Origin of the sequence: Streptomyces sp. SID8374, from assembly GCF_009865135.1 — a bacterium.
Classification (GTDB): Bacteria; Actinomycetota; Actinomycetes; order Streptomycetales; family Streptomycetaceae; genus Streptomyces.
The window spans coordinates 2,982,828-2,995,457 of sequence record NZ_WWGH01000001.1 but is presented as its reverse complement, the minus strand read 5'-3'; the positions used below and the strand labels follow the sequence as shown (position 1 = coordinate 2,995,457).

The following is a 12,630-nucleotide window of genomic DNA, read 5'->3' as shown; positions in this document are numbered from 1 at the left end:
GGTGCCGAGCTGCTGTGGGGTGGGGCGGCGGGATCCCGGGCGGTGGAGCGGGGTGGGGGAGCGGCTCCAGGGCGTAGGCCGGGTGGGAAGTGGAGGAGTGGAGGAGTGGGGGAGCGGCTCCAAGGCGGGGGCGGGGTGGGCTCTGGGGTGGAGGCATTGGTTCCGGTGGGTGGGGGTGCCGTTCGTGGGGGGTGGGTGGTGGCACGATGCTGCATGGCACCTTGGGGACAGCGGGGCAACGCGCGAGATGAGAGGCCTGATCGCGTGTGGCCACGAGCGGCCACACGCGGCCTGACCTCTTTGTGCAAGGCGGCAGGTACAGACAGCCGAACCGGCGCGGGACAGAATTTCTTCCGGACAGGCAGAGCGAAGAGAATTCCCGGGAAAGGGAAGTCCTTCGGCCCACTTCTTCGGAAAGGTTTCCCCCGTGAAGTATTCCGTTTCCATCGCTGCTCGTACCCTCATCGGCGTCGCCGCACTCGCTGCCGTCACCGTGCCTCTGGGGGGCTCCGCCGCGGCCGCCACCGTGCCGGGCTCGCAGGTCAGCGTCTCGGTGACGGGAACCTCCGACGAAGGGGGCGACGGCTTCGGGTGGGGCGTCGTCGGAAAGTAACGGCCCGCCGACCGTGTACGCAGTCGTCGCCGTCGTGAAATCCCGCGACGGCCGGCGGGAGCCGGGCATCGACTGCGCTTCGTTGACCGATGCGTTCTGGGCGCACACGCAACACCATGACCGCCTGGAACACGTACGGATATCCCGTTCCGCCCAAGGGCTCTCCGTCACCCTCTTCCTTCAGGGAAGGACCGAGCGGGACGCGACGACTTCGGGACTCGCGCTCTGCCGGCGGATGGTGCGGCTCATCCCCGCACTCGACGCCTGGCAAGTGGAGTCCTGTGTCCCCTGGCCCGGGCGGAGTTGAGCGGCGGCCGTACGCGATACGGCCGGTCCCGCGCCCCCACGCACCCACCTGTTCCAGGTCGCCCCTGTCACCGCGGCTCCAGTGCCCGGAGGATCATGTGAGTCTCTCCCTCAATCTGCCGGAATCCCTACCCGTCGACGTGCTCGCCCCGGACGCCCTGGAGTTCGGCAGGGGGCCGACGGTCTCGGTCCCCGTCCGGGCCCTGCGTCTCGGCCGGTCGCCGCGTACCGGCGGGCTCAACGACGAACACTGCCGGATGCTCGCCGCGTCCGGCGAGGCCCTGCCGCCGGTCATCGTGCACAGCGGGACCATGCAGGTCATCGACGGAAGCCACCGGGTGCGCGCCGCCGTCCTCCAGGGCCGGCAGGAGGTGGCCGCCGTGATGTTCGACGGCACCGCCGACGAGGCGTTCGTCCTGGCGGTCCGGCTGAACCTGGTGCACGGCCGCGGGCTGCTGCTCTCCCGTGCCGACCGCACCGTGGCGGCCGCCCGGCTGGTCACCTCCCACCCGTACTGGTCCAATCGCATGATCGCCTCGCTCACCGGCCTGTCGGCCGGGACCATCGGGCGGGTGCGCGGTCAGCTGACCGCGCAGACCGGTCCGGTCGGGACCCGGGTGGGAAAGGACGGGCGTTCCCGGCCGGTCGACGGCTCCAGCGGGCGGATGAAGGCGTACGAGCTGCTGCTGGGCAACCCGTCCGCCTCGATCCGTGAGATCGCCAAGCGGGCGGGGGTCTCCCCCTCGACCGCCCACGACGTCCGCAAGCGCCTCCAGGCCGGCGAGGAGCCGGTGCCCCGCCACCGTCAGGTGCCGCCGGCCCAGGAGCCGGCCGCGCAGGACCGGGCGGTGGCCCTGCCGGTCAGGCCCGAGCCGGAGCGGGAGGAGCCGGCCGACCCGGAGGCGATCATCGCGGCGCTGACCAAGGACCCCTCGATCCGCTACAACAACATCGGCCGACGGCTGATCCGCTGGCTCGACGGATGCCGCCGCGGGGTCGCCGAGTGTCCCGGGATCGTGGAGCGCGTGCCCTCGCACAACATCGACTCGGTCGCGGCGCTGGCCCGTGAGTACGCCCACGCCTGGGGCGAGTTCGCCGCCGCGCTGGAGGAGCGCAACCGCGAGGCCTGCTGACGGCGCCCGCCCGCCCGTGTGCCGCGATGCCCGTGCCCGTGCCGAGTTCGCGATACCCGCACCCGTACCGCGATACCCGTGCCCGTGTCGCGGGTGCGGGACTTGCGCCCGGGAGTGCCGATCCCCGCGTGCACACCTACGCGCCGGGTAAATCCATCAACCATTCCACGGATCACTTCAGAAGACCTCTGGGGTGCACTCTCGGAAGGACATTCCATGGATGACATGACCGAGGTCTTCGCCGAAGTGGAGGCCATACGTTCGGGACTTCCCGAGCGTAAATCCCGGCGGGACGGGGTGGAACTCAAGGAGCTTTCCCGGAAGCTCTCCTCCAGCCGTGTCCTGCGGAGCCGCCCGGCGGTCCGCGCGTTCCTGGAGGATCTCGATGTGTACGAACCGGGAAAGCGGCTGGAAGCGACCAAGGCGCACATCAACACCCGGCGGGACAACCACATCTTCTCGCTGTTCGACGCCTCCTACTTCCCGCGGCTCAACCTCGACTACCTGACGTACGCGACGCTGCCGACCGACCCCTACCTGGCGGAGCGGTACGCGAGCAACACCATGCCCGTCAACATCACCGGGCTGACCACCGGGTTCGGCTCCCGGGTGGTGGTGGCGCTCTTCCCGGAGAACCACATCGACGGCATCCAGCGGCCGGACGACCTGATCTTCTACTTCATCAACAAGTTCGTGGAGCGCCACAACCAGATCACGCGGCTGCTCATCGACGAGGTGATGGAGCCGGGCAGCTTCCCGATGATCCAGGGCGCCCCGGACGCCAAGATCGAGCAGGCCTCCTCCTGGTGGGTGCGGCTGCACGAGTACCACCACCGCCACGGCGACATGCCGATCCCGGAGTTCCTCTCCGCCAAGAAGCTCAAGCCGCTGGCGGGCCTGGAGGAGCTGCGCGTCGACGTGTCGGGGATGCTCGCCTGCCTGCACGACACGCAGCTGCCGCGTGCGGAGGCGATGGCCGCCTACGAGTTCATCCTCTCCGAGCGGCTGCTGCGGTACGCCGTCGAGGGCATCCCGCGCCCCAACTACGACGCCGTCGCCTCCCAGCTGCTCTTCAATTTCCTGGAAGGGCACGGGGGAATTCAGCTGGGCGACGGGCGTATCCGTCTCACGCCGAAACTTCCCGGCGTTCTGCGGGACTTCCTCTCGGAGATCGAGAGCATCGAGGCCCATATCCACCAGGAGCCGGTGGAAGCCGTGAAGAAGCGACTCCTCGACTTCACCAACCGGTACACGGACTACGACGCCGAGGCCCGGGATTACCGGCACATTCCGTATTTCGCCGAGGTCAAGGCCCGGCTCGGCGTCTAGGAGTGTGCGCGGCCGCGTTGTTCGACCGCGCAGGACAGTCGATCACGGTGGACGACCGGTACGGGCATTATCGGGATATGGCCCTGCGTAAGAGCGAAGTGTTCTACGAGGAGTACTTGTGAGAAACGCGCACGCGACCCACCCCGACGACGATCCGGTGGGCACGACCACAGAACGCCCCTACGATCTCCTGGGCATCGGATTCGGGCCCTCCAACCTTGCTCTCGCCGTGTGCGCGCGGGAACAGAAGCTGCCGCTGTCCTGCCTGTTCGTCGAGCGCCAGGACACCGTGGCGTGGCACCCGGGGATGCTCATCGACGGCGCCCGGATGCAGATCTCGTTCCTCAAGGACCTGGTGTCGCTGCGCGATCCGTCCAGCCCCTACTCGTTCCTCCGGTACACCAAGGCCAAGGGCCGGCTGGAGCGGTTCGTGAACCTCAACGAGTCCCGGCCGACCCGGATCGAGTACGACGACTACCTGAAGTGGGTGGCCCAGGACTTCGCCGACCAGGTCCGCTTCGGCAGCCAGGTCGACCGGGTGACCCCGGTGCAGGGCCCGGACGGGGGCGACCTGTCGCTCTTCCGGGTCGAGACCGAGGACGTCGCCACGGGGCGGCGCAGCGTCCACTACGCCCGCAACGTGGTGCACGCGGGCGGCGGGCGCCCGCCCACCCGTACGGCCGGGGTGGCCGAGGTGCCCTCGGTCGTGCACTCCAGCGAGTTCCTCACCCGCTTCCCCGGCCAGTTCAAGGACCACGACGGGGCGTACCGCTTCGTCGTGGTGGGCGGCGGGCAGAGCGCGGGCGAGATCAGCGAGTACCTCCTCGACCACTACGACCGGGCCGAGGTGCACGTCGTCGTCCCCGGCTACACCCTCCTGCCGACCGACAACAGCCCTTTCGTCAACGAGCAGTTCTACTCCGGCAACGCCGACGCCTTCTACCGGATGAGGCCGGAGCAGCGTGCCGCCGTCTCGGGCCGGCTGCGGGCGGCCAACTACGGTGTGGTCCGCGAGGATCTGTTGGAGCGGCTCTTCAACACCGACTACCTGGACCAGGTCAAGGGCCGCAAGCGGCTGCACATCCACTCCTTCTCCCGCCTCTCCGAGGTGCGCGAGGACGGGGAGGCGCTGGCCGTCACCCTCCAACCGCGCCTGGACGAAGGGCCCGAGGAGTCTCTGCGCTGCGACGGTGTGGTGCTGGCCACCGGCTACGACCGGTCGCTGGACCCGGCCGTCTTCGGCGATGTGCTGCCCCACCTCACCCCCGGCGACAGCGAAGGCGCCGCTGGCGTCGCCCTCTCGCGTCACTACCGGGCCCGTACGTCCCCCGAGTTGCGGGCCGGGCTGTATCTCCAGGGCTTCGGCGAGGCGCAGTTCGGCCTCGGCGACACCCTGCTGTCGCTGCTGCCCTTCCGCTCCCAGGAGATCGTGGAGGACATCGCCGACCGGGTGCCGGCCGCGGGCGTCGGCGGGTGCCCGGTGATGTCCCCGTACGGCAGTGGTGTGGTCTCCACCTCGCCGCACGGCCCGGTCCCCTCGGCGGTCTACCCGCCCAAGTGGTACCTGGAGCACGACCGGGAGAAGCTCTACGGGCTCATGGAGCGCTTCCGGTTCGCCACCCTCATCTCCGCGCGCTCCGGCGACGAGCCGTTCGCCACCCATCTGCCGCTGATCCTGGACCGCTCGCGCGGCGCCAACGGGGTGCTCTTCGGCCATCTGGACCGGGGCAACGAGCACGCGGAGCTGATCGACGGGCGGCACATGCTCGCCGTCTTCCACGGCCCCAACGCCTATATGCCGCCGGGTGTCTTCGAGAGCGACCCGCTGCCCACCTGGAACTCCATGTCCGTCCACGTCCGCGGCCGGGTCCGCGCGGTCCGGGACCAGGACGCCCTGGTGCGCGGGCTCATCGGGATCGCCGAGCGCTCCCAGCCCGACAACCGCCTCGCCGCCGACGACCCGCGCATCGACCGCATCATCGGCTCCATCGTCGGGTTCGAGTTCGAGGTCGAGGAGCTGGTCGGGCGGTTCAAGCTCTCCCAGGACCGCGACGAGACCGACCGCCGCCACGCAGCCGTCGCGCTGGCCCGCGCCACCGAGCGCGGCGAGCGGGACTTCATCGAGTACGTCGTGGGGCTCAGCCTGATCACCGAGGACGACCCGCGGGACCTCGCCGGCCGTCCGCTCTCCCCCCTCGCCATAGGAGGCGTTCATGAGTGACACCACCCGGACCGCACAGGAGCGCTACCTCGTGGTCCGCAACCACGAGGAGCAGTATTCGCTCTGGCGTGCCGACCGTGAACTGCCCCTGGGCTGGGACCCGGTGGGAGAGCCCGGCTCCCGGGAGGCGTGCCTGGAGCGGATCGAGGAGCTGTGGACCGATATGCGGCCGCTCAGCCTGCGGACGTTCATGGAGGAGCAGCAGCATGCCTGAGACGGTGGTTGACCAGGACATCAGCTCCAACGACTCGCCGATCTTCACCCTGTTCGACTCCGAGACGGCCGACGAGCTGACCCGCGACCACATCCTGCGGCTGGCGGTCGGCGTCCTGGGGGCCGTACGCATCCGGGGCTTCTCCACGCCCGAGGAGTGCGCGGCCATCATGGAGGGCCTGGACCGGCGGGAGTTCGGGGAGTACGACCAGAACCTGATCTTCCCGCCGATCGCCAAGATCGGCCCGGCCGCGTACGACTACTACGGCGCCCACACGCTGACCGACGCCTACTGGGAGGACGCCGACGAGGCCCGGCGGCTGCGGAGCAAGCTGTACGGCGGCAACGACCCGATGGACGTGGCCGTGGCCCGGGTCGCCCGGGGCTGGGGCGGTGAGGTGGAGCCCGCCAGGTCGCGGGGGCGCGAGATGTTCGCGGGCATGATCCGCGAGATCGCCAACGGGGCCAAGCTCCACTTCGACGAGATCGTCCGGGAGTTCCCCGGCATCGTGGACGAGACCCCGGCCAGCTTCCTCACCCTGAACTGGTACCTCTCCATGCCCGAGGAGGGCGGCGAGACCCGGGTGTACCGGCGCCGCTGGCGGCCCGCCGACGAGATCCACCGCGACGGTTACGGGTACGACGAGAAGGTCGTCGAGGACGAGCCGGTCGCGGTCGCGAGTCCGCAGACCGGTGACGTCGTGATCTTCGACTCCCGCAACCTCCACGCCGTCAACGCGATCGGCGGCGAGGGGCGGCGGGTCAGCCTCTCCTTCTTCCTGGGAGTGACCGGCCGCGGCCCGCTCCAGATCTGGTCCTGACCCTTCTACCGATGAGCAGAGTGATGACATGCAGCTCAGCCAAGAGCAGGTGCGGCACTTCCGGACCCACGGCTATCTGATACTCGACCAGCTGTTCAGCCCCGAGGAGGCGGTGGCCTTCCAGGAGGCGTTCCGGCGCGACTCCCGGATACCGGGCGAGCACCGGGTCCTGGAGCAGGACGGCGAGGACGTCCGGGCCGTCTACGCCTCCCATGTACGCCAGAGCGAGTTCGCCGGCCTGATCCGCTCCCCGCGGGTGCTCGGACCGGTGCGCCAGCTCCTCGACAGCGAGGCGTACATCTACCAGTTCAAGATCAACTCCAAGGCGCCCTTCGCCGGGGCCGGCTGGTCCTGGCACCAGGACTTCGCGGCCTGGCAGATGGCCGACAACCTGGCGGCGCCCCGGCTGGTGAACGTCGGCGTCTTCCTCGACGACGTCACCGAGTTCAACGGGCCGGTCATCTTCTGCCCCGGCTCCCACCGCGACGGGCTGGTCAAGAAGGGCCGCACCGCCGCTTCCGCCGCCTCCGACCAGCACGTCGACCCCGAGGACATCTCCCTCACCGCCACCGACATGACCGCCCTGGTCGACCGGCACGGCCTGGTCAGCGCCAAGGGCCCGGCCGGCTCCGTGGTCCTCTTCGACCCCGAGATCGTGCACGGCTCCGCCTCCAACATGGCCCCCTTCCCGCGCCGGCTGCTCATCGTGACGTACAACGACGTCACCAATGTGCCCGTGCCGCTGGGCGAGCCCCGGCCCGCGTACGTGGTCGGGCGGGACACCGCCCCCCTGGAGATGTCCGGCCAGGAGACCGCCACGACGATGGAGGTGCTGGTGTGAGCGGCGAGGCGCGCGCGGTCGTCCTGACGGAGTTCGGCCGGCCCCTGGAGCTGTGGAAGCTGCCCGTCCCCGCCGCGCCCGAGGGCGGGATGGTCGTGGCATCCCGGTACGGCGGGGTCTGCGGCACCGATCTCCACCTGGCCCAGGGCCACCTGGAGGTGCCCACCCCGCTGGTCCTCGGTCATGAGGGGCTCGGCACGGTCCACGAACTGGACCCCCGGGCGGCCACCGACGTCAACGGCACCCCGCTCGAAGTCGGCGACCAGGTCATGTGGGCCTCGTCCATCGCCTGCGGCGCCTGCGTACCCTGCCGCATCCACCGCGAGCCCACGCTCTGCGAGAACCGCCGCACCTACGGGGTCAACCGCCCCACGGACCAGGAGCCGGGCCTCTCGGGCTCCTGGGGGGAGTACATCTGCCTGCGCGCCGGTACGACGGTGGTCAAGGTCCCCGACGGGGTCGACCCCGTCGCCGCGATGGCCTTCGCCTGCGCCGGACCCACCATGGTCCACGCCCTGTACGAGCGCCGTCCCGTCCGGGTCGGCGAGAGCGTCGTGGTCCAGGGCAGCGGCCCGGTCGGACTGGCCGCCGCCGCCCTCGCCCAGCTCTCCGGCGCCGCACGGGTGATCCTCGTCGGCGGACCGGAGCAGCGGCTGCGCGCCGCGGCGGAGAGCGGCATCGCCGACCACCACCTCGACATCGTCGGCGCGGACGACCCCGACGCCGTACTCGCCGAGGTCCTCGCCCTGACCGGAGGCCGCGGCGCGGACCTGGTCATCGAGGCGACCGGGGTGCCCGCCGCCATCGACCAGGGGCTGCGCCTCGCCCGGCGCGGCGGCTCGTACCTGGTGGTCGGCCAGTACACCGACAGCGGTGACACGACGATCAACCCGCACCGGATCGTCCACCGGCAGCTGGACGTCGTCGGCTCCTGGGCCTTCACCGGGGCGCACCTGGTGCAGTACGTCGGCCTGCTGCCCGCCCTGGTGGCCCGGTTCGACCTGGCGCGGCTGGTGACCACCTACCCGCTGGAGGAGAACGCCCGGGCGCTGGCGGACGTCGCCGCCGGGGCCGTCATGAAGGCCGTACTCGTCAGCTGAACCGGCGCCCCGCCGGACCCCACCCCAACGCAGCCCACCCATGGCCGCGGCGCGGTGCCGCGGCCCGGAACGAGGGAACGATTCCATGGCGATCCAGCCCACCCTGCCCCCCTCCCCGGCCCCGCTGCCGGCCCGGGACGCTCCACCGCCCGACTGGCGGGAGGCCCTGGCCGGCCTGCCGGAGCGGACCGACCTGCCGGGCCTGCGCCGGGCCGAGGGCCCCGGGGCGGCGCGGACGGTCACGGTCCGGACCCCGCTGGACGCCCGCGTCGCCGAGGGCCTGAGCGCCCTGGCCGAGGCGGCGGGCACCACCCCCGGCACGGCGCTGCTGGCCGGTGCCGCCGGGCTGCTCACCCTCCTGCGGTGCGGCACCGACCTCCCGCTGGGGAGCGCCGGGACCGGCACCCGGGCCGGCGTCCGGGTGCTGCGCGTCGCCACCTCCACGGCGGACACCTTCCACTCCCTGCTGGCGGCCACCGCCGCCCAGGAGCGGGCCGCCGCAGGCCAGGACGGGGTGCCCCACGAGGAGCTGGCCGCCGCCGTCAACGCCGACCGCGCCACCCCGGGCCTGCCCCTCTTCCAGGTCGGGGTCGCCCCGGACGGGACCCCGCCGCCCGGCCACGGCGGGGCGCTCTGGTTCTCGCTGGGTACGGCCCCGGGGGGCGCCGGACCGGCGCGGCTGCGGCTCACCCACTCCCCGGCCGTGCTCGGCCACCACGACGCCCAGCGGCTCTGCGACCGCCTCGCCCGGGTCCTGGCCCGGCTGGTGCGGGAGCCCGGAGCCCGCCTCGACACCGTCGACTGCCTGCTGCCGGGCGAGGCGTCCGGGCTGATCGGCGAGGGGTTCGCCGGGGCCGTGCCGGAGGGCGGGGTGGAGCGCTGGTTCGAGGAGCGGGTACGGCTGAGCGGCGGTGAGGTGGCCGTCGTGGACGGCCCGCGCCGGCTGACGTACGCCGAGGTCGACGCCCGCGCCAACCGGCTCGCGCGGGCGCTGCTCGCGGCGGGCGCGGGCGCCGAGCGGGCCGTCGCCGTCGTGCTGCCGCGCTCGGCGGAGTCGGTGATCGCCTTCCTCGCGGTGCTGAAGAGCGGCGCCACCTATATGCCCGTCGACACCGAACTCCCGCCCGCCCGCGTCACGATGATGCTCGAGGACGCCCGGCCCGCCGTCGTGGTCACCGACGCCGCAGGCGCCCGGCTCGCCGAGAACGCCAAGGCGCCGCCGCTGATCGTCGACCAGGAGCTCTCGGCCTGCGCCGGGCACGCGGCGCACGGCCTGTCCGCCGCCGATCTCTCCGCCCCCGTCACCGGTGCGACCCCCGCCTACCTGCTGTACACCTCCGGCTCCACCGGCCGCCCCAAGGGCGTGGTGATGACCCGGGAGGCGCTGGCCAACCTGATGGCCTGGCACCTGGACGAACTGCCCGGCGGACCGGGCCGGGTGACCGTCCAGTTCACCTCCGTCAGCTTCGACATCTCCGTGCAGGAGATGCTGGCGGCCCTGCTCTCCGGTGCGGCGCTCGCCATCGTCCCCGAGGACGTGCGCCGCAGCCCGCAGGACCTGGCGCCCTGGCTCCAGGAGCACGGGGTCACCGACCTGTTCGCCCCCAACGTGGTGATCGAGCTGGTCTGCCGCGCCGCCCTGGAACAGGGCCTCACCCTGCCCGCCCTCGCCCAGGTCGCCCAGGCCGGTGAGGCGCTCGTACTGAGCGACGCCGTACGGGAGTTCTTCCGGCTGCGCCCCGGCCGCCGGCTGCACAACCACTACGGGCCGACCGAGACGCACGCCGTCACCTCCTGGGCCGCCCCCGCCGATGTGGCCTCCTGGCCCGCCGCCGCCCCGCCGGTCGGGCTGCCGGTCTGGAACACCTCGCTGTACGTGCTGGACGAGGCGCTGCGGCTGGTCCCCACGGGGGTGGCGGGGGAGCTGTACGTCTCCGGGGTCTGCCTCGCCCGGGGCTATGCGGGCCGCCCGGACCTGACCGCCGACCGGTTCCTGCCCTGCCCGTGGGGCCCGCCCGGCTCCCGGATGTACCGCACCGGCGACCTGGTGCGCCGCCGCCCCGACGGGGCCGTCGTCTATCTGGGCCGCACCGACCACCAGGTCAAGATCCGGGGTGTACGCGTCGAACTCGGCGAGATCGAGGCGGCGGTGCGGCAGGCCCCCGGCGTCCGCGACACGGTCCTGGTCACCGCGGGGGACGCGGCCGCCCGGCGTATCGACGCCTATCTGGTGCCCGCCCCGGACGCGGACCCCGCCGCACTGGGGACCGCCGTCCGCGCGGAGCTGCGCCGCACCCTGCCGCCCGCGATGGTTCCGGCCTCCTTCACCGTGGTCCCCGTCCTCCCGCTCAACTCCAACGGCAAGGTGGACCGGGCCGCGCTGCCCGAGCCGGTGTTCGCCGGGCCCGGTGAGCAGGACCGGCCGCGCACCGGCGAGGAGGAGCGGCTCGCCCGGATCTTCGCCGAGGTGCTGGGCCTGCCCGCGGTCGGCGTCCACGACAACCTCTACGACATCGGCGGCCACTCCCTCCTCGCCGCCGACCTCACGGTGCGCGTACGCAAGGAGTTCCAGGCCGAGCTGAGCCTGGGGGAGGTGCTGAGCAACCCGTCCGTCGCCGAACTGGCCGCCCTGCTCACCCGGGTGGAGCCGGCCCGCCCGCCCGTCACCCCGCGCACCGCCCCCGGGGACGCGCCCGCCTCCTTCGCCCAGCAGAGCCTGTGGGTCCTGGACCAGCTGGAGGGTGCGGGGCCGCAGTACAACGAGCCGTACGCCCTGCGGCTGACCGGCCGCCCGGACCCCGCCGCACTGCGCGAGGCCCTGGCGGACGTGGCCGGACGCCACCAGGTGCTGCGCACGGTGCTGGACGCGGTGGACGGGCAGGTGCGCCAGCGGGTCCTGGACGGGGAGGCCGCCCGGCCCCGCCTCGACGAGGTCGCCGTGGAGCCGCGGGCCCTGGACGCGGCGGTGCGGGAGGCCGCCCGGGTCCCCTTCGACCTCGCCGCCGACCTGCCGGTGCGGGCCACCCTGTTCCGGCTGGCTCCGGAGGACCATCTGCTGCTGGTCGTCCTGCACCACATCGCCTGCGACGGCGCCTCGCTCCGCCCGTTCCTGCGCGACCTGGCCACCGCCTACGGCGCCCGCACCGGGGGGCGGGCACCCGAGTGGGCCGAACTGCCGGTGCAGTACGCCGACTTCGCCGCCTGGCAGCGCGACCTGTTCGAGGGGGGCGGGCCCGCATCCGCGGCGGGGCTGCTCGCCGGGCAGCGGCGCTACTGGGAGAAGCACCTCGCCGGTCTGCCCGCCGCCATCCCGCTGCCCCTGGACCGCGAACGGCCCCCGGTCCGCACGGGCGCGGGCGGCGCCGTCCCGATCACCGTGGACATCCCGCTCCACCGGGCCGTACGCGCCTACGCGCAGCGGAGCCGGACCACGACCTTCACGGTGGTGCACGCCGCCCTGGCCGCGCTGCTGGCCGAGCGGGGCGCGGGGGAGGACATCGTGGTCGCGGCGGCCGTCTCCGACCGGGGCGATCCGGCCCTGGACGAGCTGGTCGGCTTCTTCGTACGGACGCTGGTGCTGCGCGTGGACGCCTCGGGCGGACCGGACTTCGCGGAGCTGCTGGACCGGGTGCGGGAGGCGGACCTCGGGGCCTTCGCCCACCAGGACCTGCCCTTCGAGCACCTGGTCGAACTGGTCAACCCGGTCCGCTCGTTCAGCCACCACCCGCTCGCCCAGACCATGCTGGCCTTCCAGGTCGAGGAGAGCGAACCGCCGCGGCTGGCCGGGCTGTCGGGGCGGTTCGAGGAGGTGGAGCTGGGCGTGGCCAAGTTCGACCTCTGCTTCAAGGTGGTGGAGCGGTTCGGCCCCGGCGGTGAACCGGCCGGGATGGCGGGCACGCTGGAGTACGCCACGGACATCTTCGACCCCGGTACGGCCCGGAGCCTGGCCGAGGGGCTGGTGGGCTTCCTGCGGGCGGGGGCGGACGGGACCGCGTAACCGGTGCGCAAAGGCCGGGGGCCACGGCGAACCGCCGTGGCCCCCGGCCTCTTCGT

General features: G+C 72.5%; 9 protein-coding genes. All 9 read left to right on the top strand.

Annotation, left to right across the window (positions count from 1 at the left end; genetic code table 11):
- The first annotated feature begins 427 nt into the window (after positions 1–427).
- Complete coding sequence (locus tag GTY67_RS13105) at positions 428–613, top strand: hypothetical protein (RefSeq protein ID WP_093691988.1); 186 nt, start codon at positions 428–430, stop codon at positions 611–613.
- A gap of 404 nt (positions 614–1,017) precedes the next feature.
- A complete protein-coding gene (locus GTY67_RS13100) occupies positions 1,018–2,052 on the top strand; it encodes a winged helix-turn-helix transcriptional regulator (RefSeq protein WP_161278777.1) in 1,035 nt (344 codons plus the stop codon).
- A 216-nt stretch (positions 2,053–2,268) separates the two neighbouring features.
- Complete coding sequence (locus GTY67_RS13095; RefSeq protein ID WP_093691984.1) at positions 2,269–3,381, top strand: DUF6421 family protein; 1,113 nt, start codon at positions 2,269–2,271, stop codon at positions 3,379–3,381.
- 118 nt (positions 3,382–3,499) lie between these two features.
- Entirely contained in the window at positions 3,500–5,602 is a 2,103-nt protein-coding gene (locus GTY67_RS13090; protein ID WP_161278775.1) for a SidA/IucD/PvdA family monooxygenase, read from the top strand.
- Complete coding sequence (locus GTY67_RS13085) at positions 5,595–5,816, top strand: MbtH family NRPS accessory protein (RefSeq protein ID WP_093691980.1); 222 nt, start codon at positions 5,595–5,597, stop codon at positions 5,814–5,816. The genes GTY67_RS13090 and GTY67_RS13085 overlap by 8 nt, the downstream gene beginning before the upstream one ends.
- Entirely contained in the window at positions 5,809–6,636 is an 828-nt protein-coding gene (locus tag GTY67_RS13080; RefSeq protein WP_093691978.1) for a putative 2OG-Fe(II) oxygenase, read from the top strand. The genes GTY67_RS13085 and GTY67_RS13080 overlap by 8 nt, the downstream gene beginning before the upstream one ends.
- Before the next feature lie 28 nt (positions 6,637–6,664).
- Positions 6,665–7,477, top strand: coding sequence for a phytanoyl-CoA dioxygenase family protein (locus tag GTY67_RS13075; protein WP_093691976.1), 813 nt, complete (start codon positions 6,665–6,667; stop codon positions 7,475–7,477).
- A complete protein-coding gene (locus GTY67_RS13070) occupies positions 7,474–8,577 on the top strand; it encodes a zinc-binding dehydrogenase (RefSeq protein ID WP_202461422.1) in 1,104 nt (367 codons plus the stop codon). The genes GTY67_RS13075 and GTY67_RS13070 overlap by 4 nt, the downstream gene beginning before the upstream one ends.
- 85 nt (positions 8,578–8,662) lie before the next feature.
- Complete coding sequence (locus tag GTY67_RS13065; protein ID WP_161278773.1) at positions 8,663–12,574, top strand: non-ribosomal peptide synthetase; 3,912 nt, start codon at positions 8,663–8,665, stop codon at positions 12,572–12,574.
- The last annotated feature ends 56 nt before the right edge of the window (positions 12,575–12,630 follow it).

Bases quoted from the DNA above. Each gene is read 5' to 3' on its own strand.
- GTY67_RS13065 (WP_161278773.1), top strand. From the start codon at position 8,663: ATGGCGATCCAGCCCACCCTGCCCCCCTCCCCGGCCCCGCTGCCGGCC.
- GTY67_RS13080 (WP_093691978.1), top strand. From the start codon at position 5,809: ATGCCTGAGACGGTGGTTGACCAGGACATCAGCTCCAACGACTCGCCG.
- GTY67_RS13085 (WP_093691980.1), top strand. From the start codon at position 5,595: ATGAGTGACACCACCCGGACCGCACAGGAGCGCTACCTCGTGGTCCGC.
- GTY67_RS13095 (WP_093691984.1), top strand. From the start codon at position 2,269: ATGGATGACATGACCGAGGTCTTCGCCGAAGTGGAGGCCATACGTTCG.
- GTY67_RS13075 (WP_093691976.1), top strand. From the start codon at position 6,665: ATGCAGCTCAGCCAAGAGCAGGTGCGGCACTTCCGGACCCACGGCTAT.